The organism is Cohaesibacter marisflavi (genome assembly GCF_963665895.2).
Lineage (GTDB): Bacteria > Pseudomonadota > Alphaproteobacteria > Rhizobiales > Cohaesibacteraceae > Cohaesibacter > Cohaesibacter marisflavi.
In genome coordinates this window covers 3353379-3378753 of the sequence record NZ_OY762534.1, presented here as the reverse complement: position 1 = coordinate 3378753, position 25375 = coordinate 3353379, and the positions used below count along the sequence as shown (strand labels likewise).

Below are 25375 nucleotides of genomic sequence, written 5' to 3'. Positions count from 1 at the left end.
CGTCACAAAAAGGGCTGCTCGTCCTCCTATTCGGACGCTTCTCCTCCACAGGATTGCCGTACAACGAGACGACAGGGCAACTGCCGCAAGCCTGCTTCAATCGGCTTGCCTTCGATCATGTCCAGCAGTGCCAATCCTGCACTTTTCCCAAGACAGGTAAGCCCCATATCCACTGTGGTCAGAGGAGGGCGGGTTGCCTTGGCAAATACTTCCCAATTGTCGAAACCGACAATGGCAACATCGTCGGGAACCTTGATCCCTAACTGCGCAAAGGCGTCCACGACGCCTCTGGCGATCTGGTCGTTGCCGCAGAAAATGGCATCGGGCCTGTCTGCAGCAGCATCAAAAAGCTGGAAGGCGGCCGCATAGCCATGGGCCTCGGTCCAGTTGTCAAACAGCGCCTCGCCAAATGGCGCAAGACCATGCTCCTCAAGCGCGGCGTGCCAACCGGCTTTGCGCAAGTGGGCGGCCTTGAATGTGGACATGCCCGTGATATGCGCGATTTTGCGGCGCCCCAGCTTGATCAGATGCTCGGTTGCCATTTTGGCCGCGTTGAAATCATCGGGCACAAAGCCGATACCCCCATCGGGACATTCGGAATAAACATAAACAACGGGCATACCCAGACTGGATACATCCACCGGCAGGCAACGATCGATGCGTTTGCCGGTAATCACCAGCCCGTCGACCCGTTTTTCCTCCATGGCGCGCAGATTGAGCTGCATGCGCTTGGGTTCCTTTTCGCCGGCACTGAGAAAAACCGACACGCCACGATCTGTCATGGCCGAGGAGAGACCTGCCGCGACGGGCAGGGTAAAACGTCCATAAGTATCGTCTGTCAAAAGACCAAGCGTGAAAGAACGTTGCTGAACCAGCCCACGCGCCATGCTGTTTGGCCGATAGTCCAGATCCTTGGCCACCTGCTGCACACGCAATCGTGTCTCTTCAGACATTCTGCCCGTGCCGTTGAGGGCGCGAGATGCAGTCGTTACACTTACGCCAGCTCTGGCGGCAACATCGCGGATTGTCGCGCGCTGAATAGCGCCTGCAGGTCTGGTGCTTGTCTCTGTAACCACGGCTTCCTCCTCTTCCGCAAAGGGAAAATTTCGGTGAGATAACGTTTGCTCACCGTTGGTTTACCGTTTGCGCAAGCTCAGAATTGCACTGGCACCCAAATATTGTCAAGGCGATATTTTTGCACTTCAAAGCACTGCAACCGGTTGCAGTCTCTTCAAAACAGGCTGTGCAAACCACCTACGGGATAGCCCCGGCCATGCTGGCGGCTCTGCGCAAATTTCTGCGCAACAGGGCAGCGCCTTGAATTCAGGAAAAGAATTGAAAATGAGAAAATCCTGTACCGGTTTTGGGCCGATACAGGATTCAGAAAGAGGTGATAGACAGGAATTTTTATAAAAAGGCAGTTGAAAACCTGCCTTCGGCAGCCCCTTAGGTTGGAAAATGCTGGCGGGTGCGATTGGCAAAGGCGACCAGAGACAACATCACGGGCACTTCCACCAGAACGCCGACAACCGTCGCCAGAGCCGCACCGGAATTCAGTCCGAACAAACCGATGGCAACAGCAACTGCCAGCTCGAAGAAATTCGATGTACCGATCAGGGCACATGGAGCAGCAATCCGGAAGGGCACCTTCATGACCCACGCTGCCGCATAGGCTACTGCAAAAATGCCATAGGACTGAAGCAGCAAAGGCGCAGCGATGAGCGCGATCAGCAGAGGCTGAGACAGAATGACCCCGCCCTGAAAACCGAACAGCAATACCACCGTAGCCAGAAGGCCGATGACGGAAAGGGGCTTCAGCTTTGCTGTGAAATCAGCCACGGCTTCGTCTGTCTTGGTACTGGAAACCAGCGCCTTGCGGGTGAAATAGCCCGCGACCAAAGGCACGACTACATAGAGCAGAACCGACAGCAGAAGCGTATCCCACGGTACAGGAATGTCGGTAACGCCCAGCAACAGCGCAACAATTGGCGCATAGGCGAAAACCATGATGAGGTCGTTCACGCTAACCTGCACAAGCGTGTAGTTGGCGTCGCCGCGGGTAAGCTGAGACCAGACAAAGACCATCGCCGTGCAGGGGGCAGCGCCCAGCAGAATGAGGCCCGCAATATACGAATCGGCATCCGCTGTGCTGATCACGCCGGCAAAGAGATATTTGAAGAAGACCACGCCCAGAACGGCCATGGTAAAGGGCTTGATCAGCCAGTTGACCGCCAGCGTGATGATTAGGCCCTTGGGCTCGTCGGCCACATGGCTGATGCTGGAGAAGTCGACCGATACCATCATCGGATAGACCATCGCCCAGATGAGGATGGCGACCACCAGATTCACATGGGCATATTCAAATCCGGCCAATAGACCAAACAGAGCGGGATACAGCTCGCCCAGCACCAGACCGGTAACGATCGAAAGGGCGACCCATACGGAGAGCCATTTTTCGAAGAATCCGATGCCCCCGCTCTGGGAGGCGTCGGGCAGGGTATTTGCGTCGACGGACATTATTCTGCTTTCGCTTGGTTTTTGCCGATTGCATCAAGCCTGTTCTGGAGAGACAGTCGATCAATGCTGGCTATGGGAAGGGAGGAAAAGATGGAAATTCTGGAATTGAGCATGCGATAGGCGTCTGAGAAGGCAAGGGCGATCTCGCTTTCCGAGCCGGTTACGGCCGCAGGGTCGGGCACGCCCCAATGCGCAGTCATCGGCTGGCCCGGCCATATGGGGCAGGTTTCACCGGCAGCATTGTCACAAACCGTAAAGACAAAATCGAGCTTGGGGGCACCTGGCTTCGCGAACATATCCCAGCTTTTGGATGCGGCAAAATCGGTGTCGTAATTCATGCGTTTGAGCAATGCGATGGCATGGGGATTAACGGTGCCCGTCGGATGTGACCCCGCAGAAAAGGCCTTGAAACGGCCCCCTCCCGTCCGATTGAGGATCGCTTCGGCCAGAATGGATCTGGCGGAATTGCCCGTGCATAGAAACAAGACATTGTAGGTGATTTGGGTCATGCTCGACCTCCTGCATTATCATGTTGTCCGGCCCGATTTGCTGGTTTGGGCTCAGATCATTTTATTATATCGAGAAATCTTGAATAATTGATTTATTCCTCTGTGTCAATGCGTCGCAAATGCATTTTAGCGAATATGCGTTGATTTGCATATTCGATTGGGTGTATATAAAGAGCTATGGAAAATCTCACAAATATCTTCAGCGCCCTGTCAGACCCGATCCGCTTGCGGATATTGGCGCTCATCGCCAAAGAGACCGAGCTTTGCGTGTGCGAGCTGGTCGGTGCGCTGCAATTGCCCCAGCCCAAAATTTCACGCCACTGCAAGGTGCTGAGCGAGGCCAATCTCTTGGTGAGCCGCCGTGAAGCGCAATGGGTGCTCTATTCGCTGGCTAAGGACATGCCAAGCTGGAGCAGGCAAGCTCTGGAAGCCGCAGTCGAAGGCATCAAGCAAGATGCCCAATATGCCGAGGATTGTGCGCGCCTCTCAAAGGTTGAGAGGCCACCCGTACGCTGTGACGGAATGGAGAAACAAGCATGTTAGACAATGGCTCAACCATGGGAGAAAGCAAACCATGGATGAAGGGCTCCGGCAAACCGGGGCCTGTGATGCTCATTATCGGCACGCTGATTGGCGTGGCACTCTGGTGGACGGTCTATAGCCAGCTCATTCCCTTTTCCGAAGCTGTGACGGCATTATTCCCCGTTGAGCGCCATAGTCACACCGGCGAGGCCATCGCCTTCTTCTTTTATGATGTGCCCAAAGTCCTGATGCTGCTGACGCTTATCGTCTTTGCCATGGGTGTTGTGCGCTCATGGTTCAGCCCCGAGAAGACCCGCGCCTTGCTTTCGGGTAAGCGCGAAGGGGTGGGCAATGTCATGTCGGCATGCCTCGGCATCCTGACGCCTTTCTGCTCCTGCTCTGCAGTACCGCTCTTTATTGGTTTTGTCTCTGCGGGGGTGCCGCTTGGCGTCACCTTCTCTTTCCTGATTGCCGCACCGATGGTCAATGAGGTGGCCCTCATTTTGCTAGTCGGCCTTGTCGGCTGGAATGTGGCGCTGACCTATCTGTTTTTCGGGCTTGGCGTGGCTATTCTGGCTGGCTGGGTGATTGGTAAGCTGAAGCTTGAAGGCTGGTTGCAGGACTGGGTGCAGGAGATCCATTCCGGTGCCAATGCACCAAGTGCCGTCGAAGCTGAAAAACTGACCCTTTATGATCGCTACAAGCTTGGCTTTGAGGCGGTGCGCGACATCCTCTCCAAGGTCTGGATCTGGATCATCATTGGTATCGCTCTGGGAGCCCTCATTCATGGCTATGTGCCCGAGGATATGATGGTCGACATCATGGGCGCCGATGCCTGGTGGTCAGTTCCGGCAGCCGTTGTTATGGGCGTGCCGCTCTATACCAACGCAGCGGGCGTGATCCCTATCGTCGAAGCCCTGTTGGGCAAAGGTGCAGCGCTGGGCACCGTGTTGGCCTTCATGATGAGCGTCATCGCGCTCTCTTTGCCCGAAATGCTGATTTTGCGACAGGTGCTGACCTTGCGTCTGATCGCCGTATTCATCGCAGTGGTAAGCAGCGGCATTCTTGCCGTCGGCTTCCTGTTCAATGCGATTTTCTAAATATCAAGGAAGGAAGAGACTGATATGAAACAGGTTAAGGTTTATGGCCCCGGCTGCAAACGCTGCGAGACGACCGCCCAGATGATGCGAGACGCCGCCAGCAAACTAGGCATCGAAGCCAACGTTGAGAAGGTGACCGACCCCAAGGAAATCGCCATGGCGGGCGTCATGTCCACGCCGGGCATCGCCGTGGATGGCAAATTGGTGCATACCGGTGGTCTGCCTGATGAAGCCAAACTGGCGGGGTGGCTGAAAGATTGAATCCAGAGTGGGTCTGGTGAGCAAGAGAGAAAGAGGCGGCTTTGTCTGCCTCTTTCTTTTTGGGTTGAGGTCAAGGCTTTGACCTTTTGGGCCTAGTTGGGGTGGCGAGTCCAACTCTCGGCGCGTAACTTACGGGGCGAGAGGCCATAAACTTCCTTGATCTGGCGTGAAAAGTGATTGGGTGTCTTGAACCCCACCTCATAGGCAATCTGGCTGATCTGCTTGCCGGTGTGGCTGAGCAGATAGGCACCGCGCCGCACACGCAACCGCCACAGACAGTCGAGCGGATTTTCGTCAAAGGCGGCCTGATACAGTCGGTTGAGATGTTGCGGCGAGAGCCCTGAAAGCTCTGCCAGTTGTTTCATTGTGATGGGCGAACCCAGATGGTCCTCGATATAGCGGCGCACGAGTTGTACTTGCGGCGGGATCTTGTCGACAGATTCGAGGGCCAGTCGACGCACCATCAGATTTTCCATCACGGCGATGCCCAGCGCTGAGCATAAATCTTCCATTCCGGCGTGAAATTCGGTAGGCAGGTCTGCCCCGATCTTTAAAAGGGAGACGGAGGCAGGCGACACATCCATCGGCCCGGCCCCGCGGGCGAGATAGGAAAAGGTGCGGCTATCGAGCCTTTCAGAAAGATACTGGCACCAGACAACATTGCTGAGGTTCGCTGGCCCATAGCGATATTCCAGCCGCTTTTGCGATGCTATTAGAGCCACTTGTGGCGCCGTCATGGAAAAGACCTCATCATCGCAATGCACTTCCACCTGCCCAACCCGCAGATAGATCGCTTCAAGCTGGTAGCCTTTCAAGGGGCCGAAAATCTCACCTGCCTGATAGGCCGTTTCTCCAAAGGCGAAACGGGCGTCGCTACCAACTAGACTTGCAACAGATGGCTTAGACACGGGTGTGTTCATTTTGGGCATGTTGCTATTTACCATGTTACGCCTAAATGCTGAAAGTTTGATATTTTGCCCGAAAAATAAGCAACTAATCAATCATACGGATGATGATACAAAATAACAATATTCATTTCAGATATTTTTTCAAAGCTTCAGACACGTAATTCCTATTGAGCTCCTCCTGCTGTTGCCAATATCTAAAAGGCAAACAGGAGTGCAGGTAAGTGAACCTTAGAGAATTGATCCGAGCCGGTAACGGCGATATCAAGGCCGATCTGGTGATCACCAACGGCAAACTGATCAACGTAGCCACCGCTGAAATTTACCCCGCAGAAGTCGCAATAAAAAAGGACCACATCGTCGCTATCGGCGATGTGGACCATTGCAAGGGGCCGCAGACGCGCATTCATGATGCACAAGGCCGCTATCTGGCGCCTGGCATGATCGACGGGCACCTTCATGTGGAATGCTCCAAGCTGTCGGTTTCCAGCTTTGCCGATCTGGTTGTACCCTTTGGCACCACGTCGGTTGTCTCGGGGCTGGATCAGATTCTCGTGGTCGCAGGGCTTGAAGGCGTACGGCATTTTCTCGATGAGGCGAACGCCAGCCCGCTGACAATCCATTGGGGTGCGCCTTGCAAAACGCCTTACACCATGCCGCGCTCAACGGTGAACCACTATTTCGGCCCCGATGATCATCGCGCTACCCACGAATGGCCCGAATGCATCGGCATCTGGGAAACCGTGCGTGAATTCATTCAGGAAGAAGATGACGATGTCATCGAGGCGCTGGAGATTGCACGCCAGCACAAGCTGCCGGTCTTTGGGTGCTCTCCCATGTGCAAAGGCTCCAAGCTCGCCAGCTATGCCAGCGCCGGCATTCGTCTAGACCATGAAAGCTATGAGGTGACTGAAGCGCTCGAGAAGATGCGCAACGGCATGTTCATGCTGATCCGTGAAAGTTCCATCAGTCATTTTCTCGAAGAGAATATCCAGCTAGCCACCAAATATGTGCCGCAGGCCGACCACCGCATCAGCTTTTGCACCGACGATGTGGTGGCGACCGACGTGCTCAAGCGCGGCCATGTTGACAATATGGTGCGCATGGCCATTGCCGCAGGTGTTCCACCGATGGCGGCGATCCAGATGGCGACCATCAACAGCGCAGTTGCCTGTCAGATCGATCATAAGGTTGGCCTGATCGCGCCAGGCCGTCAGGCTGATATTCTGCTCATCGACAGCCCGGAAAGCTTTACCGTCGAGCAGGTCATTGCCAAGGGCCGTTTCGTGGCTGAAGGCAACCACATGATCGAGCCGGTCAAACGGCCTGAGCGCCCGACACTGTTGACCGACACCATGCATGTTGCTCCCGTCAAGGCAGAGGATCTCAAGAAGCGGTCCGAGGCCCAAAAGGTCAAGGTCCTGTCCATGAACATGTCGCTGGATGTGCCCTTCGTGCGCAATCGCCGCGATGTGGTGCTGGACGTGGTTGATGGCGAGATCAAGCCGGACACCGAGCAGGATGTGCTCTATGTCTGCGTTGTCGAACGTTATGGCAAGACCGAGAACAAGCCGGTTGCCTTCGTCTCCGGCTTCGGTCTCAAATATGGCGCCATGGCAACCTCCACGGCGCCGGACGACAACAACATTGTCTGCATCGGTACCAACGCCGAGGATATGGCTGCGGCCATCAACTGGGTCATCGCCAAGGGCGGTGGTCAGGTCTTCATGCGTGATGGTGAGCCGGTGGTCGGTCTCGAGCTGCCGATTGGTGGCATCGTGTCGGATATCGCTCCTGAAGAAATGGCTGCCAAGGAAGAAGCCCTTGATGAGGCCGCCCGCGAGGCCGGATGCGCTCTGGCATGGCCCTTCATGAACATGTTCGTGCTCTCCATCACCGCCATTCCCGATTATGCCATCACCGATCTTGGCGCCGTCGATTGCGTTGGGCTGAATATTTTCGACCCGGTTCTGGAAAGCATTGCCGATTGATCGGCCCCGCAAGTGAGCCTGCCGCATGACCATGGGGCAGGCGCGAAACTGTCAAATTCTGAAGGAAAGGGCGTGCAAAAGCCGCCAACCAACGATAAGACCTTAGCCAACCTGGAGAACAGTATGAACATCTTTAAGAAGCTGGGCAGCGCTGCCGCGATGATGTTGCTTGCCACGCAAGTCTTCGCCGCAGAGCCGACGAAACTGGGTATCGGCCTCATTCTGGCCACCGGCCCGGAAGCGGCATGGGACGCAACCCTGATGCGCGATGTCGAGAGTGTCGCTGAGGCTGCACCGCATGGCCTTGATATCTCCTACAAGAATGTAAACGGCGTCTGGGGCGAAGAAGCCGGTGATGCCATGGAGCTGATGGCCCGCTCTGGCAAGTACCAGATCATCTGGGCACATAGCAGCTACTCCGATCAGGTGAAGGCGCTGCAGGAGAAATATCCTGACGTGCTGTTCGTGGTTGTCGGTTCCGGCAACGAGGGCCTTGGGGGCAATGCCTATTGGGTTTACAAACGCGCCCATGAGCCATCCTACCTGCTGGGTGTTCTGGCTGGCCGCCTGACCGAAAGCGATGTTGTCGGTGTTGTCGGTCAGTTTCCTTCCGAGGATGTGAACGACCAGATCAACAGCTTCTTTGCCGGTGCCCGCTCCGTTAATTCGGACGTGAAACGCAAGGTCGCCTTCATCGAAAGCTGGTATGATCCGGCCAAGGCCGAACAATTCACCAAGGCACAGATCGCCGCTGGCGCTGATTTGACGTTCCAGCTGGTTGAAAGCTTTGAAACCTGCGAGAAAGAAAAGATCCTGTGCTTTGGCAACTATGTTGACCATGGGGCTTCCGCACCCAAATCTGTCGTTGCCAGCGCTCTCATCTCCTGGACGCCAGATCTCAACTGGATCATCGACGAATGGTACGACCACGCAGCCAATGGCGCGCCTTACGAAGGCAACACCAAGGAACATTGGTTCTCCATGGCTGAAGGGGGCTCGTCCCTGTCTGGCTACCACGACTACGAGACCAAGCTGCCAGATCAGCTCAAGGAAGAGATTGCAGATCTCTCCAAGCAGATCGAAACCGGTGCGCTGGACATTCCGGTAGACCTGTCTCTGCCAACGTCTGACTGACAAGACCGTGCCTCTGCTTCTGGCAGGGGCGCCCAACTGGTGAAATGCGTTTATGACAAGTCCAACGCTTGAGGTTACTGCTCTGTGCAAGAGCTTTGGTTCCGTCAGGGCCAACCATGATGTGACCTTCTCGGTCGATGCCGGAGAACTGCTCTGTCTCTTTGGCGAAAACGGAGCGGGGAAATCCACACTCTCGGCCTGCCTGACCGGCCTCTATCGCCCCGATAGCGGCGAGATCGCGTTGGAGGGAACTCCTTTGCGCCTTTCCTCGGCTGCTGATGCCATCCGGCATGGCATCGGGCTTGTGCATCAGCATTTCGTTCTTGTGCCCGATTTCACGGTGCTGGAGAATATCGTTGTGGGCTCGGAAACTGGCCTCTTCGTTGATTTTGCTGGCGCCGAAGCCAAACTGCGGCAAATCTGCGAAAGCTACGGCATTGACATCGACCCCAATGCGCGGGTGGAAGATCTCTCGGTTGGAGAGCAGCAATGGGCGGAGCTTCTCAAGGCCCTATATTTCGATGCCAAGCTGCTCATTCTGGATGAGCCCACCGCGACGCTGGATGTGGAAGGCTCCAAAAAGCTGTTCCGCATCATCGACAAACTCAAGGCCGACGGCGTTGCGATCATCCTCATCACCCATTTCCTTGAAGAGGTGATGCAGGCTGACAGGGTTGCCGTGTTGCGGCAGGGCGCCGTGGTTGGCATCAAGAAAACCGCGGAGACCTCGCCAGAAGAACTGACACGCATGATGGTCGGGCGCGATCTAAAGCGCCAGACCCGCCAGTCGACGCCGATGGGGACAGCGCGCCTGGCCCTCGAATCCGTAACCGTTGAAGGGCTCGGAGAGCGCCCCGATCTGGACGACATCTCATTTTGTGTGCATGAGGGTGAGATCTTCGGCATCGCCGGAGTGGCTGGCAATGGCCAGCGCCCCCTGATGGAGGTCATCGCCGGAGTGCGCAAGCCAAAGTCTGGAATCATCTCACTGGATGATACCGTGATCTCCAGCAAGGGCGTTCATGCCATCAAGTCTATGGGATTGGGCCATATCCCAGAGGACCGTTTCGCCGAGGGCCTTGTGCGTGATTTCTCGATTGAGGAGAATCTCATTCTGGGTGAGCATCGCGGCACTTTCGCCAAAGGTGGCCTGCTCGATTTTCGCAAGATGGCCCAGAATGCCAAAAGGTTGATCGCTGAATTCAGCATCGCGGCACCATCGGGTGAGACGCTCGTGGGCAATCTTTCCGGCGGCAACGCACAGAGGGTGATTCTGGCCCGTGAGATGCAGCTTGCCAGCAAGGTGCTTCTGGCCAACCAGCCCACCCGAGGGCTTGATGTGGGCGTTATCGACTATATCCATCAATGCCTGTTCAACAAGAAAGCCGAAGGCGTGGCCGTGGTGATTGCTTCTTCCGAGCTTGAGGACCTCATTGCCCTGTGCGACCGCATCGGCGTGCTGTTTCAGGGCCGCCTGATGGGCATTGTCGACGCGCGCAAGACCAATCTGGAAGAAATCGGTCTGCTGATGGCCGGACACGCACTGGAGACCGCAGCATGATCGAGATTACCCGACGCCAAACGGTCGGCTACAGGGCGCGGATTGTTGCCTATCTGCTTGCGCTCGTGATGGGCTTTGCCTGCACATCCCTGTTGATTTGGCTGAGCGGTGCCAGTGTCATGGAAGGCTTTTCAGCCCTGTTTGAAGGGGCCTTTGGCTCTGAGGAAGCCATGCTGCAAAGCCTTGTGGCGGCAACCCCGCTGATCTTCACCGGCCTTGCCACCGTCATCGCCTATCGTGCTGAAATCTGGAGCATCGGGCAGGAGGGGCAGATGTTTGCCGGGGCCATGAGCGGCTATTTTGCCTCACTCTATCTGGGTGGTGCGCCGATGGCAGTTGCCGTGCCGGTGATCATTCTGGCAGCCATGGTTGGCGGCGCTCTGCTGGGCATGCTTTGCGGCTGGCTCAAAAGTCGCTTTGCCGTCAACGAGATCATCTCCACCGTGATGCTCAACTATGTGATTGTCTATTTCCTCTCCTATCTGCTGGCTGGAGGCCCATGGACGGCGGAGGGTTCAACCTCTTATCACCAGACAGCCTTGCTGGCAGATAATTTCCGCCTGCCGCTGATCGTCTCAGACGTCAAACTGCATATCGGTTTCCTGCTGGCCATTCTGGCCACCGTCCTGTGTTGGGGTATCCTCAAATTCACGCCCTTTGGCTTTGAGATTCGCGCGCTCGGGGCCAACCCGACGGCGCTGCGTTTCAAGGGCGTCAATGTTGCTCGCACCATCCTGATTGTCATGGCGGTGAGCGGAGCCCTGTCGGCGCTTGCTGGCGTATCCGAGATTTTCGGCGTCAACTATCGCCTCAAGGGGGATGTGCTGACGGGCCTTGGCTTTACCGGCATTATCGTGGGCATGATCGGCGGGCTGAACCCGTTTGGCGCCCTTATCGCGGCGCTGCTATTCGGGGCGCTGGAAAATGGTTCCCTCTATATGAGCGTCCTCTCCGACATCCCGCCCGCGCTTGTGCCTGCCATGCAGGGCATTTTGCTGCTTTTCTTTCTCAGTGCCTCGGTGATTGTCCGCTATCGTGTTCGCATCCGGAGGGCCTCCTATGTCTGAGTTGCTGTCTCCTGAAATTCTCATGTCCATCATGGTTGCCGCCATGGGCGGAGCGACGGTCATCCTGTTCGCAGCTTTGGGCGAACTGGTCACCGAGCGCGCAGGCATCTGGAATATGGGCGTGGAAGGCACCATGCTGGTCGGCTGTCTCGTCGCCTATTTGGTGATGGCTGGCACCGGCTCGCCTATCCTTGCTTCTATCGCGGCCATCGGGGCGGGCATGGTTGCAGGGCTCATTATCGGCTTCATGACAGTGACCTTGCGGGTTGATCATTTCGTGACCGGCCTTGGCTTTAATCTTTTGGCCAGCGGCCTGACGCTCTTCTGGTTCCGCAGCTATGTTGGCGGCGGCAAACCACCCAGCTATTCCACCATCGATACGGTGCCCATTCCGGGCCTTGCAGACATCCCCATACTCGGCCAGATCCTCTTTAATCAGCATCTGCTGACCTATATCGCGCTTCTCAGTGTGCCAGTAATCGCAGTCTTCCTGCGCCGGACCACCTTCGGGCTGGAAACGCGCGCTGCAGGTGAAAATCCACAATTTCTGGAGGCCAAGGGGCTTTCGGTCGCCACCCGTCAATATGCTGCTCTGTTGTTTGGTTCGGCGCTCACCGGCCTTGGCGGGGCCTTCCTGATGCTCGCCTTCGCCGATCAGTTCCGCCCGGACATTTCTGGCGGGCGTGGTTGGCTCGCCATCGTTGCCGTTATTGCGGGCAACTGGAAGCCTCTGCGCACCATGGCGGCGGTGCTGATTTTCGCCATTCTTGACAGCCTTGCGGTTCATGCCCAAGGTGTCGGGGTCGATGTGCCCTATCAATTCTTTCTCATGTTGCCCTATGTGGCGTCCATCGGCCTGTTGATTTTGATCCGCAGTCGGTCCGGCCAGCCAGCTAAACTGGGCGTTCCTTATCTGCGACACTAAATTCGGAGGTCTTTATGCCTATCCCATCCTGGAGTGAACTAGCCCCACAATTGGTTGATGTGGCCATGGGTCGGCGCATGGCCGACAGCGTTATTCGCAAGGGCAAATGGGTCAATGTCCATACCGGTGAAATCATTCCCGATATGGATGTGGCTATTTCTGGCGGCCGCATTGCCTATGTTGGCGCAGATGCCAGCCATGCCATTGGCGACGACACCAAGGTCATAGAGGCCAACGGGCGCTATATGGTGCCTGGCCTGTGCGATGCGCATATGCATGTGGAAAGCGGCATGATCACTGTCAGCGAATTTGCGCGCGCCGTCATTCCCCACGGCACCACATCCATGTTCATCGATCCGCACGAGATTGCCAACGTGTTGGGCCTGAAGGGCGTCAAGGTGATGCATGACGATGCCGCCAACATGCCGATCAACATTCAGGTGCAGGTGCCATCCTGCGTGCCATCAGCTCCGGGCTTGGAAAATGCCGGAGCGGAAATCACCGTCGATGACGTCAAGGAAGCTCTCTCATGGCCGCAGATCTGCGGTCTGGGCGAAATGATGAACTTCCCCGGTGTGGCCATGGGCGACACCAAAATGCTAGGCGAAATCGCGGCCACGCAGGACGCCGGCAAGACCGTGGGCGGCCATTTCCCGACGCCAGAGCTTGACCTGATGTTCCATGGCTATGTGGCAGGTGGCCCGGCTGATGACCATGAAGGCACCCGCAAGGAAGATGCCATTGCCCGCGCCCGTCAGGGCATGCGCCCGATGATGCGTCTTGGCTCGGCATGGTATGACGTGGCCGAACAGGTAAAAGCCATCACCGAAGATGGCCTTGATCCGCGCAGCTTCATCCTTTGCACCGATGACAGCCATTCGGGTACCATCGTCAATGATGGCCACATGAACCGCGTCGTACGGCACGCCATCGCACAAGGGCTCAAACCCATCACCGCCATTCAGATGGCCACGCTCAACACCGCCCAGCATTTCGGTATGGACCGAGACATCGGTTCCATCACGCCGGGGCGCCGCGCCGACATTATCCTGACCTCGGATCTGCCGAGCCTGCCGATCGAGCTGGTCATGGCGCAGGGAGAGGTCTTGGCGGAAGACCAGAAACTGCTCGTGGACATTCCCGAAGCCAGCTATCCCGATTTCTGCCGCAACACCGTCAATATGGGCAAGAAACTGGCTGCCGATGATTTTGACATCTTTGCTCCGAGCGGTGCCAATCAGGTGCGTGCCCGTGTCATCGGCGTCATCGAAAATCAGGCCCCGACCAAGGCGCTGGAACGCACCTTGCCGGTCGAGCGTGGTCTGGTGCAGATGGATGGCGAGGGCGATGTTTGTCAGATTGCGCTTGTCGAGCGCCATCGCGGCACCGGCGGCGTGGTCAATGGCTTCGTATCCGGCTTTGGCTACAACAAGCCTTGCGCGGTGGCCTCCACCGTTGCCCATGACAGTCATCACATGATCGTGGTCGGCACCTCCAAGGAAGATATGGCAGCAGCAGCCAATCATCTGGGCAAGGTCGGGGGCGGCATAACCGTCTTCTCGGAAGGCAAGGAACTGGCGACCGTCGAATTGGCCATCGCCGGACTGATGTCTGAAGAGCGCGCCGAGATCGTGGCTGAAAAGGCGACAAAGATGGTCGAGGCCATGGCCGCCTGTGGTTGCACGCTCAACAACGCCAACATGCAGCATTCTCTGCTGGGGCTGGTGGTGATCCCTGAAATCCGCATCTCCGATGTCGGGTTGGTGGACGTAACCAAATTCGAGACGGTGGATCTATTCCTGTAAATTCCGTTGCGAATGAACGAGAAAAAGAAAAGGGCCGCGTCGACGGCCCTTTTTGCGTTCTCGATTTTATACGCCTGAAATGGGAGCGCCCCAAAGAAGCCCTCTCCAGATGAGGCCTCAAATGAGGGTGCCGGATATTCCTTATCTGACGCGGCGACCGGCGGACAAGCCTTCGACCTTCTCGATGATGGAGGCGGCATCGATGCCATGATGGCGATAGAGATCGCCGATCGTGCCGGTCTGGCCGAAATGCTCGATGCCAAGCGAGATGGTGCGATGCCCTGCGACCCCGCCAAGCCAGGCCAATGTGGCCGGATGGCCGTCTATGACGGTCACGATCTTGCAATGCTCGGGCAGATCATCCAACAGATGCTCCACATGGGAAATAGCCTTTTCGTTGCCCCTTGAACGCGCCCGCTGGGCCGCTGTCCAGCCCGCATTCAGGCGGTCTGCCGAGGTGACCGCCAACACGCCGATATCGCGACGGGCTTCTGCAATCGCACCCGCAGCCTTGATTGCTTCGGAGGCCACAGCCCCTTGATAGGCGATGACAATCTCGCAATTGGGTCCCGGTTTGCGCAGCCAATAGCCACCATCGATAGCGCCTTGCACAAAGGCGTCATCCGCCCGCTTGCCCGGTTGCTCAATCGGGTTCGTCGTCAGGCGCAGATAGACTGAACCGCCGGTTTCATCGCGCAGCCATGTGCGCTCGTCCGGATCGCCTTCGCCATCGCGCTGCATATAGTCGAAGGCCCATTCCATGATAACAGCCAATTCATCAGCAAAGGCTGGCTCGAAAGCGGCCAGACCATCTTGGCTCATGCCGATGAGCGGCGTGCCGACAGACTGGTGCGCGCCCCCTTCAGGAGCCAGGGTGACGCCGGAGGGCGTGCCAACAATCATGAAGCGGGAATCCTGATAGCAGGCATAGTTGAGGGCATCGAGGCCACGGCAGACAAAGGGGTCATAAACCGTGCCGATGGGGATCAGCCGCTTGCCAAACAGCGAGTGGGACAGCCCCGCCGCGCCGAGCAGCAGAAACAGGTTCATTTCTGCAATGCCAAGCTCGATATGTTGCCCTTCCGGATCGAAAACCCATTTGGCCGTTGAGGGGATGCGGTGCTCGATGAAAGCATCCTTTTGAGCCGTGCGGGCAAACAGCTTGCGCCGGTTGACCCATGGGCCGAGATTGGTCGTGCCTGTCACATCCGGAGAGGTGGTCACGATCCGTGCTGCCAATTCGCTGTCGCCCTTGGAAAGCGTATCGAGGATTTTGCCAAATGCTGCCTGCGTGGAAAGGGTGCGGGCGCTGTCCATCTCGATGGCCGGAACGGACAGTTTGTGGTCATGATAGCGGCGCGTGCCCTTGGCAAAAAAGGGCACCTCCTTCAGAAACGCCTTGAGAGCGTTGGTGTCTTCCACGGTGGCGAAAGGCTCCCATTCCTCTCCCTTGGCAACGCCCATATGCGCCTGCCATGCATCCATCTGTGTCGGGTTCATCAGGCCGCCGTGGTTGTCCTTGTGTCCGGCAATTGGCGTGCCCCACCCCTTGACTGTATAGGCAAGGAAGCAGGTCGGGCGATCATGGTCGATGGAGGCAAAAACGTCGGCCATGGTGGTCACGCAGTTGCCGCCGAGATTTTCCATGAGCGCTGCCAGTTCATCGTCACTGCGTCGCTCGATGAGCGCCGTGACATCGCCCTGATCGCCGAGATCATCCATCAGGCGCTTGCGCCATACCGCGCCACCCATGAAGGTGAGGGCCGAATAGTCCTGATTGGGGCAGGCATCAATCCATGCTTTGAGCTTGTCGCCTCCGGCCTCCTCAAAGGCCTCCCGCTGCAATTTGCCATATTTGACCCGAACGACATCCCAGCCGAAGGCATCGAAGATTTTCTCGACCCGCTCGAAGAGCCCCTCGCGCACGATCCCGTCCAGAGACTGACGGTTATAGTCGATAATCCACCAGCAGTTCCGCAGGTCGTTCTTCCAACCTTCCTGCAGGCATTCATAGATATTGCCCTCATCCAGCTCGGCGTCACCAACCAGAGCCACCATGCGACCGAGGGCTTGTTCCTGTCCCCAGCTTTTGGCCTTGATATAATCCTGAATAAGCGAGGCAAAGGAGGTGATGGCAACGCCTAGCCCGACCGAGCCGGTGGAGAAATCCACATCATCAATATCCTTGGTGCGGGACGGGTAGGATTGCACCCCGCCAAAGCCGCGGAAATTCTCCATCTTTTCCCGTGTCTGGTTGCCCATCAGATATTGCATCGCATGGAAAATGGGCGAGGCATGGGGCTTGACGGCGATGCGGTCTTCCGGACGCAGAGCGGAGAAATAGAGCGCGGTCATGATCGAGACCATGGACGCCGAGCTGGCTTGATGCCCACCCACCTTGATGCCATCCGCCTTGGGGCGGATATGGTTGGCATTGTGAATCATCCAGTGAGACAGCCACAAAAGGCGCTGCTCGATTGTCTTTAAATGGGTGCTCTGCATGTCTTGCCTCGCGTCAAGGGATAGATCTGGCATGCATCTTAATGGATCCAATCAAGATGATCCTCGCTTTTTCAGTCTGGCACAGTTATAAATTTGGAGGATATAACTACGAATAGAAAAGAAAATGAAGAAATCCACTTCACTTGATGCCTTCGATATCCAGATCCTGCGTGCCTTGGGGCAGGACGGCCGCATGCCTCTGCAGGCGCTGGCGGATACCATCAAATTGAGCGCAACGCCGACGGCAAGGCGCCTCAAGCGGCTCGAAGAAAGCGGCATTATCACAGGATACAGCGCCCTGATCGATGAGGCTGCTCTTGGCTTTGATGTGACGGTTTTCGTCTCCGTGCAGCTGGATAGGCAGGTGGATGACGCTCTGGCCCAATTCGAGGCGGCGGTCAATACCTTCGACGAAGTGGTCGATTGTTGGCTGATGACCGGCAATCGCGACTATATGATGCGCGTGGTCACTCGCAACCTCAAGGAATTCGAGACCTTCCTTGTCGGGCGTCTGACCAAGGTGCCCGGCGTTGCCAATATCGAGAGCTCGATCCCACTGCGGCGGGTAAAGGAAGGGGTGGCGCGTACGCCCTGATCCGGTTTTTTGGGGCCGAAGTCTTTCCTGCTGCCAACAACAGGCACACGAATAGACACAAAAAGCCGCCACGACTTTCCAATCGTGACGGCTTGTCTTATGAACATTCAAGATCGGGCGCGAGGCGCCAAATCTGTCAGGTCACTTATTTTGCAGCTGCGCGTGCATCGTCGAGCCATTTGTTGACTTCGTCCTGATGCTTTTCAATCCATGCAGCAGCCTGTGCTTTCACGTCATCGTCGCCTTCGTTCATGGCAGCGTTCTGTGCGTAGATGTCCTGAACCGGAATGCGGACTTCATCAAGAAGAGTCTTGATTGCAGGGTTCTTTTCGATGAAGGCATCGTTGGCAACCGGCAGGATATCAGCTGCAGCAAAGCCCATGGAGCAAGGATCGGATACGCAGGTCTCAAGACCTTTCACGGCCGGAGCGGTGTCAACACCATCGCGTTCCGGTACGGTGATCCACATGACATCTTCACCCGGCTTCAGCTGGTTCACAGTCCAGTTCGGGGTCCAGGTGTAGAACAGGATATGTTCGCCAGCTTCATAGGAAGCAACGGCGTCAGCCATGGAGGCAGAATAGCCAGCCTTGATCGTGTTGATATCGTCGCCCAGATCGTAGGCTTCCATATGTTCGGAGATCTTGACTTCGCAGCCCCAGCCCGGAGGGCAGGCAACCAGATCGGCTTTGCCATCGGCATTGCGATCAAACGCTTCCTTGACTTCTGGGCGTTTGAAATCGTCCAGAGACTTGATGCCGAATTCATCAACGGCAGCCTTGTCGACGAGATAACCCTGAAGGGCGCCCTTCTCGGCGACAGCGCCAACGATGGAAGCGGTATCTTCAAAAGCAGGCTTGTAGGTGTCATGCAGCGGGAACCAGCCGTTGACCCAAAGATCCAGATCGCCAAAAGCGACGGACTGATAGAAAGCCGGTACGTCAAGCGTGGTCGGACCATCAACAGAGTAACCAAGCTTCTGGAACAGCTGGCTGTAGATTTCGGAGTGGAACCAACCGGTATCCCAAGTGGCCTGACCCATTTTGATGGTAACGCCTTCACCTGGCATGTCAGCTGCGATGGAAGGTGCAGCATAAGCGAATACAGCGCCGGACAGAGCGGCGGCGGCAGCAAATTTACGGATAGCATTTGCCATAATAAACTCTCCTCTAGTAATTTAGTGGTTAAAAATAGCAAAAGCCAGACAGACAGAGTCCATCCGGCTTTCGCAGTTGTTTCATCAAGCTTTTTGTTTGTCGGAAGCCGTTGCGGACTGCCCCTTGAAAATGGATGCAATGAAGCCCAGCAGAGACGTGTTGCTTGTGCTTGGTTCAGCGAAGCCCTGCGTGATGCGGTCAAGAATGATCGCCAGAATGACGATACCGACACCGCCGGCAGTTGCTCCGCCAACGTCAAGGCGACCAAGACCGGTGTTTACCACCAGCCCAAGACCACCAGCACCAATGAGAGCGGCAATAACGACCATGGACAAGGCCAGCATCAGGGTCTGGTTTAGACCAGCCATGATGGTTCGCAGAGCCAGAGGAATCTGGACTTCCCACAGAATCTGGAAATAGGTCGCCCCGAATGACTCCGACGCCTCGATCAGATCCTTGCGCACGTTGCGAATGCCAAGGTTGGTCATGCGAATGATCGGCGGCAAGGCAAAGATAATGGTTGCAATGATACCCGGAGCCATACCGACACCGAACAACATGACAATCGGCACAAGATAAACAAAGCTTGGAACCGTCTGCATTATATCCAGAATGGGGCGGACGATTTTCCAGGCCGTATCGCTGCTTGCGGCGAGGATGCCGACGGGAATACCGATCACGGCGCAGAAGAGCACCGATGTAATAATCATCGACAGGGTTGTCATGGTTTCCGGCCAAAGGCCGATCATATCAATGAAGAAGAAACCGATAATGGTCGCGATGGCCATGGTGCGGTTGACAACGCGCCAGGCGACCAAAGCAAAAACGAGTGTGATAATGAGCATCGGCATCCAGGCAAAGAAGCCATCAAGTGCCTGAAGAACCTCGTTCACCGGCACCTGCATCGCCCTGAAAAACGGGCGAAAGTTAGGAACCAGAAACCCGCGAACGAAGCTGTTGACCACGTCATCAAACGGAATGGTTAAAAAGTCTGAAGGGCTGATCAAGTCAGTCTCCTAATTATATTGCTGCGCTTGTGATGCTGTCCGGGCCGGTCTCTTCTTCATCTGAAGCCAGATGCTCGAAGATATTCTCGGCGGAAACAACACCAACCAGCTTGCCGTCATCATCGGTTACGGCCAAAGGCATACCGGTTTGCGCTTCTGAATAGATTTCATTGAGATAAGCGTCTTGTGGCACGGTCGGCGGGTGGGCATGCATGATGTCCATGACGCGTGCCGATGTTTTTGCTGATTCCACGTCGCTACGGGTCAGAAGCCCGGCCGGAACGCCATCCTTGACCACATGAATGATCTCGGTTTCGGTCCGGTCCATTGCTGCAATGGCATCGGAAACCCGCGCGGTGAGTGGAACGCGAGAGGCATCCTCGGCAATGTCGGAAGCGGTGTAAACGCGGCTGCGGTCGATATCGGCGACAAACGCTTTCACATAGGCGTCTGCCGGATCGGAAACAATGTCCTGCGCCGTCCCCACCTGAACGAAGGCGCCATCTTTCATGATCGCAATGCGATCACCCAGAAGCAGGGCTTCGTTGAGATCGTGGGTAATGAAGATGATGGTTTTCTTCAGCTCACGCTGGAGAACGACCAGTTCATCCTGCATCTCGCGGCGGATCAACGGGTCAAGCGCGCCGAACGGTTCGTCCATCAAAAGGATTTCCGGATCGTTGGCCAGACCGCGTGCCAGACCGACACGCTGCTGCATGCCGCCCGAAAGCTCGCCGGGATAGCTGTCTGCATGCGCATCCAGCCCCACTTTATCAAGGGATTCAAGCGCTCTCTTGTAGCGTTCCTCTTTGGGAACACCGTTGACCTTCAAACCGAAGGCCACATTATCCAAGACAGTCTTGTGCGGGAAAAGCGCGAAATGCTGGAATACCATGCAGCATTTCTCACGCCGAACCTTTCGAAGCTCTTCCTTTGAGCAGGAGGCCACGTCGACGTCGTCGACCCAGATCTCCCCCGCTGACGAAGGGATAAGGCCGTTCAAAGTGCGCACCAGTGTGGACTTGCCGGATCCGGAGAGACCCATGATAACGAAGATCTCGCCTTCGTTCACGTCAAAGCTGACATTGTTGATCCCGACGGTGACGCCGGTCTCGCGAAAAATCTGCTCTTTGCTTTGTCCTTGCTGAACGCGCTTCCAGCCTTCACCACTCTCATCATTAAAGAGCTTGGAAACGTTCCTAACTTTCATTTTAATAGTCATGGAGTAGGCCTTTAGCATACTCGTGCTGAAAATGAAACCGTGATCAAAATTTTCATCAAAATTTCAAATTGAATGCCTAAATTAAATTCAAGATGAACTTCTTGAATTTCGTATTTTTCAGCCACGAAAACCAATGAAATACGCTGCATTTGGGCGTGTCGATTGCGAATGACTGAAGGGCTATATAGTTTTACACAAAACAGCTTTTAACATGAGGTGTAAATATTTAAAAACTTCGTTTGTCAATAAAACATAATCTTATACAGTATTTTTATTTTTATTATTGGTAATTCTATTTCATGGAAGTGTGAAGGTTCAGTAAATCTGGAAAGAAGTGAGCTTAAAAGAATTTACATGTGAGATAATTTGTAAATTATCCGAAAAATATGCGTATAGTCATCTATTTATTCTGTATATATGATAAGAGAAAATTTTATAGAGCGAAAAATTTAGTATTTGTCGTCTTTATGAGCATCAGGGTAAGAATTTTATATTTTTTATAACAAAAATAGGATTTGAATTTTGCTTCAATCTCATACCTAGGTGGAAGCATCTCTACCTGATTGCGGACAGGTTGTGTGTCGTGAAAATGCGCGCCGAAGAGAAAGATTAAATGAGTACAAACACTTAAGTAGAATGCGGCAAGTTGACTTGTGTAAATCTGTTTCATAAAAAGATTGTGCGTAATAACGCACAATCTGGGGCGCTATGACGCAACAACGCGGAATAGCGCGTAGCGTCGTTTCGCGCGCATGATGACGCAAGCGGAGCAAGCTGATGCTTAAAACGATGACGCCTGTTTCTGACCGCATCGAACGGCTGCGGCAGAATTATGTCAATACCAAACCCTCTATCTGTTATGAGCGCGCCAAGATCTATACGGAGTCGCACAAGAAGACCGAAGGCAAGCCGACCATTCTGCGTCGCGCTCAGGCTTTTTATGATTTCTGCGCGCAATTCCAGGTTCGCATCTTCGAAGACGAACTGATTGTCGGAACGGCTGGCAAGTTCCGCCGGACGGGGATCCTGACGCCGGAATATTCCTGGAAGTGGGTCGACAAGGAAATGGACACCTTCCCCACACGTCCGCAAGACCCCTATCAGATTACGCCGGACCAGTGTGATGTCGTGCGCGCAGAGATTTTCCCCTATTGGCATGGCAAGTCGCTGGAGGAGCATTTTCTGGCAGCGTTGCCTGAAGAAACTGCCAGAATCGCTGTGGATACGGGCATCATCGACAATGATTCCAAATGGCGACAGGCCGTGGGTGAAATCACGCCGGACTATGAAGGTCACCTGTTCGTCAAGGGCTATGGCGGCATTCTCAAGGATGCAGAAGAAAAGCTCGCTACGCTTGATTATCTCAACGCCGAAGATATCGATCGGATCCACTATTATCAGGCGACCATCCTTAGCGCCAAGGCTATTATCCTGCTGGCCAATCGCTATGCCGATTTGGCAGAAAACATGGCGGAAGAGGAAGCTGACGCTGACCGTAAGGCCGAGCTGTTGGAGATTGCCCGCGTGTGTCGTCGCGTGCCGGAATATCCGCCGCAAAGCTTCCATGAAGCCACACAATTCATCTGGTTTGTTCAGCTGGGCGGCATCATCACCGAGAATCCGCTGGCGCTCAATCCGGGCCGCTATGACCAGTTCATGTATCCCTACTATGCGGCAGACATGGACAAGGGGCTTCTGGACAAGGCCGGCGCCAAGGAACTGATCCACGCTCTGTGGCTAAAATATTCCGAATGGGTCTGGACCATCTCGGAAAACACCACAGGCTATTTCGCTGGCTATAACCAGTTTCAGAATCTGACCGTTGGCGGCAAGAAGCGCGATGGCAGCGATGCGACCAACGAGCTGACCTATCTCTGCCTTGAGGCAACCGATGAAGTGCGCACTCACCAGCCGGGTCTCAGCGTGCGTGTGCAATCGGATTGCCCGCCAGAATTTCTCTATGCCGTGTCCGATCTGGTTAGTAAAGGGACTGGCTTTCCGGCAATCCATAACGATCAGGCCGGAACACAGATGCTGTTGCAGGCCGGTTATGAACCCGAAGATGCTCGCGACTGGAACAATTGCGGCTGTGTTGTGCCTCACTTCCGCCAGACAGGGCAATGGACCAGCGCGGTCAATGTCAACTTCGCCGCAGCGATGGAATATGCCCTTAATGAGGGCAAGAGCCGCCTGACGGGCGAGAAAATGGGGCTTAAAGCCAAGCCTCTGGCAGACTATGCCAGCTATCAGGAAATCGAGGATGCCACCTTCGAGCAGGTGGGCAATCTCATTCATCATTCGGTGGTCTCCACCGTCATCGCCCAGAAACTCCACGCGGAAATGGTGCCGCGTCCATTCCTGTCCACCTGCATCGGTCATTGTCTGGAAGAGGGCAAGGATCTTTCTCGCGGGGGCGCGAAATACAATGTTGGTCCGGTTCTGACCGGTATCGGCCTTGCGGTTGTCGCCAACTCGCTGGCTGTCATCAAGAAGCTTGTGTTCGAAGACAAGGTGACCACGCTCGCCGAACTGGATGCCGCGATGAGCGCCGACTGGGAGGGCTATGACGCCCTGCGTACCAAGGCGCTTGCTGTGGTCAAATATGGCAATGATGATGACTATGTCGATGCCATCGCGCGCGATCTGGCTAACTATTATTATCGCAAAACCCGGGCCTATAAAGACAATTTTGGTTCGCCCTTCAACTCCGCTTTCATGGGTATCTCCAACTATATCCCCACGGGGCGGATTGTCGGGGCCACCCCTTGCGGACGCAAGGCGACCAAGCCGATTACGGAAGGGGTTTCTCCCTTTGCCGGCAGCGATGTGAAAAGTCCGCTCGCGGCCATGCGCTCCAGCGCCAAGATGAACCATGATGTGCATACCGGCGGCACATTGCTCAACTTGCGTCTCAGTGAAGATCTGGTCAGCACGCCAAAGGGCAAGCGCGATCTGGGCGGCATCATCCGCGCCTATTTCTCGCTCGGGGCTTTTCATGTGCAGTTCAACACGCTGTCCACCGAAACCCTGCGCAAGGCCCAGAAAAACCCTGAAGATTATAAGGATCTTCTGGTGCGGGTGGCTGGATACAGCACTCAGTTCGTCAATCTTTCGCCTGAAATGCAGGAGGCGATCATCGCACGGTCGGCGCATGGCAGCTATTGATCGCGGTGAATTAGGCAAGAGCGGTGTGATCCTGCAAATGCAGGATTACTCCATCCATGATGGAGAAGGTGTTCGTACGACCGTCTTTTTGGCCGGATGCGGCCTCAGGTGCCAGTGGTGCGCCAATCCGGAGAGCTGGACACAGCATAAAAAACTCGCCTATCACGCCCATAAATGCCAAGGCTGCCACACATGCCGGACAGTCTGTCCGGAAGGGCTCGACCCGGCGTCGGAAGGTTTCGACCTTGCCCGCTGCACTTTCTGCGGAGACTGCGTGGACGCGTGCCCGGAAAAGGCACTTCAGCTCGCCTGTGAAGCGATGGATGCCGATGCTGTTCTGGACCAGATCCGCCGCGACGAGATTTTCTTCCGCCATTCCGGTGGTGGCGTGACATTTTCTGGCGGAGAGCCTTTTGTGCAGCACCAGTTTCTGCGCTGTCTGATGGCCGGTTGCGAAAAGCTCGGTGTTTCGGTCTGGGTGGAAAGCTGCGGCTTTTTCAAATGGGACCAATGCAGCGACCTGATGGCGGGCATTGACCATATCTTCTTTGATATCAAGCATATGGATAGTGAAACTCACCGGAAGTTTACCGGCTTGGGCAACGAAACCATTCTTGAAAACGCCAAGAGGATCTGCGCTGCAGGCGTTCCGATGACGGTTCGTATTCCCCTGATCACGGAAGTGAATCTGGACGGCAGGAACCTCACCGCAACGGCGCGCTTCATGCAGGAGCATCTGCCGGGCAGCCTGATCGAGCTGTTGCCCTATCATGAGCTTGGAAAGGCCAAATACAGCGCCTTTCGCATGCAGGATGACTTTCATGCCTTTACTACGCCGACCGCAGCGCAAATCGAGGCTGCCTACAGCATCTTCGAGCATCACAGCATTGGGCGCTATCAGTAGCTGACAATATTCTGGAAGACGACCATTTGGCTCGCCGCGCGATATCCATGGGGCTGATCGGCGTAGAAGCGGAAGGATCCGCCCTCTCTTACCGTCTGCCAGTGACCATCGGCAAAGATCTCCAGAGTTCCCTTCACAACAATCACGCTCTCCACCACGCCATGGGCATGAGGATCGGACATCTGGCAATGATGATTGGTCAGGGTGATTTCATGGATCTCGAAATTCACCGCTTCGCTATAGGGAAAGATCGACACCATTTTCATGTCGGGATCGTTTGGAAAGCTCGGACTTTCTTCCGGATCGGTCGATTGGCTGAGAAAGGCGGAGAAGGAGGTTTCCAGCCCGGTCGCGATTTGCCAGAGCTTGGCAATGGTGGGGCTTGATTCTTCCCGTTCGATCTGTCCGAGCATCGCCTTGGAGACACCTGTCAGTTTGGCGACATCATCAAGGCTGAGTTTGCGCTGGCTGCGTATCGTCTTCAGGTGGGCTGCGACAGAGTGTTTGAACCGGTTTTCCGACACGA

Annotated in this window: 21 protein-coding genes; 12 read left to right on the top strand and 9 right to left on the bottom strand. The window is 55.4% G+C overall.

From position 1 onward, the window contains the following. Nucleotides 1-26: 26 nt before the first annotated feature. The 3 genes from ACKPCT_RS16225 to ACKPCT_RS16215 all read right to left on the bottom strand — a co-directional run bounded on the left by ACKPCT_RS16225 (nucleotide 27) and on the right by ACKPCT_RS16215 (nucleotide 3026). Entirely contained in the window at nucleotides 27-1076 is a 1050-nt protein-coding gene (locus tag ACKPCT_RS16225) for a LacI family DNA-binding transcriptional regulator (protein WP_090069069.1), read from the bottom strand. Between the two features lie 370 nt (nucleotides 1077-1446). Then, a complete protein-coding gene (gene arsB / locus ACKPCT_RS16220) occupies nucleotides 1447-2517 on the bottom strand; it encodes an ACR3 family arsenite efflux transporter (RefSeq protein ID WP_090069072.1) in 1071 nt (356 codons plus the stop codon). Continuing rightward, nucleotides 2517-3026, bottom strand: coding sequence for an arsenate reductase ArsC (locus ACKPCT_RS16215; RefSeq protein ID WP_090069074.1), 510 nt, complete (start codon nucleotides 3024-3026; stop codon nucleotides 2517-2519). Before ACKPCT_RS16215 ends, arsB begins: the two co-directional genes overlap by 1 nt. 177 nt (nucleotides 3027-3203) lie before the next feature. On the opposite strand from ACKPCT_RS16215, the gene ACKPCT_RS16210 reads away from it, so the two are divergent. The 3 genes from ACKPCT_RS16210 (at nucleotide 3204) to ACKPCT_RS16200 (ending at nucleotide 4909) form a co-directional block, all read left to right on the top strand. Further along, a complete protein-coding gene (locus ACKPCT_RS16210) occupies nucleotides 3204-3569 on the top strand; it encodes an ArsR/SmtB family transcription factor (RefSeq protein WP_319567403.1) in 366 nt (121 codons plus the stop codon). 65 nt (nucleotides 3570-3634) lie between these two features. Next, complete coding sequence (locus ACKPCT_RS16205) at nucleotides 3635-4648, top strand: permease (protein ID WP_244544615.1); 1014 nt, start codon at nucleotides 3635-3637, stop codon at nucleotides 4646-4648. A 24-nt stretch (nucleotides 4649-4672) separates the two neighbouring features. Then, entirely contained in the window at nucleotides 4673-4909 is a 237-nt protein-coding gene (locus ACKPCT_RS16200; RefSeq protein WP_090069080.1) for a thioredoxin family protein, read from the top strand. Nucleotides 4910-5001: 92 nt separating this feature from the next. On the opposite strand, the gene ACKPCT_RS16195 is transcribed toward ACKPCT_RS16200, so the two are convergent. Next, the gene (locus ACKPCT_RS16195) at nucleotides 5002-5817 is read right to left on the bottom strand and encodes a helix-turn-helix domain-containing protein (protein ID WP_175527906.1); all 816 of its coding nucleotides are present in this window, start codon (nucleotides 5815-5817) and stop codon (nucleotides 5002-5004) included. A 221-nt stretch (nucleotides 5818-6038) separates the two neighbouring features. On the opposite strand from ACKPCT_RS16195, the gene ACKPCT_RS16190 reads away from it, so the two are divergent. The 6 genes from ACKPCT_RS16190 to ade all read left to right on the top strand — a co-directional run bounded on the left by ACKPCT_RS16190 (nucleotide 6039) and on the right by ade (nucleotide 14297). Continuing rightward, a complete protein-coding gene (locus ACKPCT_RS16190) occupies nucleotides 6039-7805 on the top strand; it encodes an adenine deaminase C-terminal domain-containing protein (protein WP_244544586.1) in 1767 nt (588 codons plus the stop codon). A 123-nt stretch (nucleotides 7806-7928) separates the two neighbouring features. Then, complete coding sequence (locus tag ACKPCT_RS16185) at nucleotides 7929-8939, top strand: BMP family lipoprotein (protein ID WP_319567402.1); 1011 nt, start codon at nucleotides 7929-7931, stop codon at nucleotides 8937-8939. Nucleotides 8940-8991: 52 nt separating this feature from the next. Further along, complete coding sequence (locus ACKPCT_RS16180; protein WP_319567401.1) at nucleotides 8992-10500, top strand: ABC transporter ATP-binding protein; 1509 nt, start codon at nucleotides 8992-8994, stop codon at nucleotides 10498-10500. Beyond that, nucleotides 10497-11567, top strand: a complete 1071-nt coding sequence (locus tag ACKPCT_RS16175) for an ABC transporter permease (protein WP_319567400.1) — start codon at nucleotides 10497-10499, stop codon at nucleotides 11565-11567. The genes ACKPCT_RS16180 and ACKPCT_RS16175 overlap by 4 nt, the downstream gene beginning before the upstream one ends. After that, nucleotides 11560-12492 carry an ABC transporter permease gene (locus ACKPCT_RS16170; RefSeq protein ID WP_090069092.1) on the top strand — a complete coding sequence of 311 codons (933 nt, stop codon included), beginning with the start codon at nucleotides 11560-11562 and terminating at the stop codon, nucleotides 12490-12492. The genes ACKPCT_RS16175 and ACKPCT_RS16170 overlap by 8 nt, the downstream gene beginning before the upstream one ends. A 14-nt stretch (nucleotides 12493-12506) precedes the next feature. Further along, nucleotides 12507-14297 carry an adenine deaminase gene (ade, locus tag ACKPCT_RS16165; protein WP_319567399.1) on the top strand — a complete coding sequence of 597 codons (1791 nt, stop codon included), beginning with the start codon at nucleotides 12507-12509 and terminating at the stop codon, nucleotides 14295-14297. 141 nt (nucleotides 14298-14438) lie between these two features. Here the strand turns inward: ade and ACKPCT_RS16160 are convergent, their stop codons facing one another. After that, complete coding sequence (locus tag ACKPCT_RS16160; protein WP_090069098.1) at nucleotides 14439-16799, bottom strand: 1-deoxy-D-xylulose-5-phosphate synthase N-terminal domain-containing protein; 2361 nt, start codon at nucleotides 16797-16799, stop codon at nucleotides 14439-14441. Between the two features lie 124 nt (nucleotides 16800-16923). Between ACKPCT_RS16160 and ACKPCT_RS16155 the strand changes: the two genes are divergently transcribed. Further along, nucleotides 16924-17394 carry an Lrp/AsnC family transcriptional regulator gene (locus tag ACKPCT_RS16155; RefSeq protein WP_319567398.1) on the top strand — a complete coding sequence of 157 codons (471 nt, stop codon included), beginning with the start codon at nucleotides 16924-16926 and terminating at the stop codon, nucleotides 17392-17394. 145 nt (nucleotides 17395-17539) lie between these two features. Here ACKPCT_RS16155 and proX read toward each other — a convergent pair whose 3' ends face one another. From proX to ACKPCT_RS16140, 3 genes are all read right to left on the bottom strand, one after another. After that, nucleotides 17540-18550 carry a glycine betaine/L-proline ABC transporter substrate-binding protein ProX gene (gene proX, locus ACKPCT_RS16150; RefSeq protein ID WP_090069102.1) on the bottom strand — a complete coding sequence of 337 codons (1011 nt, stop codon included), beginning with the start codon at nucleotides 18548-18550 and terminating at the stop codon, nucleotides 17540-17542. Nucleotides 18551-18634: 84 nt separating this feature from the next. Beyond that, the gene (locus ACKPCT_RS16145; RefSeq protein ID WP_090069105.1) at nucleotides 18635-19558 is read right to left on the bottom strand and encodes an ABC transporter permease; all 924 of its coding nucleotides are present in this window, start codon (nucleotides 19556-19558) and stop codon (nucleotides 18635-18637) included. Nucleotides 19559-19571: 13 nt separating this feature from the next. After that, complete coding sequence (locus tag ACKPCT_RS16140; RefSeq protein WP_244544587.1) at nucleotides 19572-20768, bottom strand: quaternary amine ABC transporter ATP-binding protein; 1197 nt, start codon at nucleotides 20766-20768, stop codon at nucleotides 19572-19574. A gap of 789 nt (nucleotides 20769-21557) precedes the next feature. Between ACKPCT_RS16140 and ACKPCT_RS16135 the strand changes: the two genes are divergently transcribed. Both ACKPCT_RS16135 and ACKPCT_RS16130 read left to right on the top strand, forming a co-directional pair. After that, complete coding sequence (locus ACKPCT_RS16135; RefSeq protein WP_319567397.1) at nucleotides 21558-23945, top strand: glycyl radical protein; 2388 nt, start codon at nucleotides 21558-21560, stop codon at nucleotides 23943-23945. Continuing rightward, nucleotides 23932-24849, top strand: a complete 918-nt coding sequence (locus ACKPCT_RS16130; protein ID WP_319567396.1) for a glycyl-radical enzyme activating protein — start codon at nucleotides 23932-23934, stop codon at nucleotides 24847-24849. Before ACKPCT_RS16135 ends, ACKPCT_RS16130 begins: the two co-directional genes overlap by 14 nt. Here the strand turns inward: ACKPCT_RS16130 and ACKPCT_RS16125 are convergent. Further along, nucleotides 24843-25373 carry a helix-turn-helix domain-containing protein gene (locus ACKPCT_RS16125; protein ID WP_090069112.1) on the bottom strand — a complete coding sequence of 177 codons (531 nt, stop codon included), beginning with the start codon at nucleotides 25371-25373 and terminating at the stop codon, nucleotides 24843-24845. The two genes, ACKPCT_RS16130 and ACKPCT_RS16125, sit on opposite strands and share 7 nt — an antisense overlap. Nucleotides 25374-25375 lie beyond the last annotated feature (2 nt).

Excerpts from the sequence above, each read along its gene's own strand:
- arsB (WP_090069072.1), bottom strand. The coding sequence starts at position 2,517 with ATGTCCGTCGACGCAAATACCCTGCCCGACGCCTCCCAGAGCGGGGGC.
- ACKPCT_RS16215 (WP_090069074.1), bottom strand. The coding sequence starts at position 3,026 with ATGACCCAAATCACCTACAATGTCTTGTTTCTATGCACGGGCAATTCC.
- ACKPCT_RS16210 (WP_319567403.1), top strand. The coding sequence starts at position 3,204 with ATGGAAAATCTCACAAATATCTTCAGCGCCCTGTCAGACCCGATCCGC.
- ACKPCT_RS16205 (WP_244544615.1), top strand. The coding sequence starts at position 3,635 with ATGCTCATTATCGGCACGCTGATTGGCGTGGCACTCTGGTGGACGGTC.
- ACKPCT_RS16200 (WP_090069080.1), top strand. The coding sequence starts at position 4,673 with ATGAAACAGGTTAAGGTTTATGGCCCCGGCTGCAAACGCTGCGAGACG.
- ACKPCT_RS16185 (WP_319567402.1), top strand. The coding sequence starts at position 7,929 with ATGAACATCTTTAAGAAGCTGGGCAGCGCTGCCGCGATGATGTTGCTT.
- ACKPCT_RS16180 (WP_319567401.1), top strand. The coding sequence starts at position 8,992 with ATGACAAGTCCAACGCTTGAGGTTACTGCTCTGTGCAAGAGCTTTGGT.
- ACKPCT_RS16175 (WP_319567400.1), top strand. The coding sequence starts at position 10,497 with ATGATCGAGATTACCCGACGCCAAACGGTCGGCTACAGGGCGCGGATT.
- ACKPCT_RS16170 (WP_090069092.1), top strand. The coding sequence starts at position 11,560 with ATGTCTGAGTTGCTGTCTCCTGAAATTCTCATGTCCATCATGGTTGCC.
- ade (WP_319567399.1), top strand. The coding sequence starts at position 12,507 with ATGCCTATCCCATCCTGGAGTGAACTAGCCCCACAATTGGTTGATGTG.
- ACKPCT_RS16160 (WP_090069098.1), bottom strand. The coding sequence starts at position 16,799 with ATGCAGAGCACCCATTTAAAGACAATCGAGCAGCGCCTTTTGTGGCTG.
- ACKPCT_RS16155 (WP_319567398.1), top strand. The coding sequence starts at position 16,924 with ATGAAGAAATCCACTTCACTTGATGCCTTCGATATCCAGATCCTGCGT.
- proX (WP_090069102.1), bottom strand. The coding sequence starts at position 18,550 with ATGGCAAATGCTATCCGTAAATTTGCTGCCGCCGCCGCTCTGTCCGGC.
- ACKPCT_RS16140 (WP_244544587.1), bottom strand. The coding sequence starts at position 20,768 with ATGAAAGTTAGGAACGTTTCCAAGCTCTTTAATGATGAGAGTGGTGAA.
- ACKPCT_RS16135 (WP_319567397.1), top strand. The coding sequence starts at position 21,558 with ATGCTTAAAACGATGACGCCTGTTTCTGACCGCATCGAACGGCTGCGG.
- ACKPCT_RS16130 (WP_319567396.1), top strand. The coding sequence starts at position 23,932 with ATGGCAGCTATTGATCGCGGTGAATTAGGCAAGAGCGGTGTGATCCTG.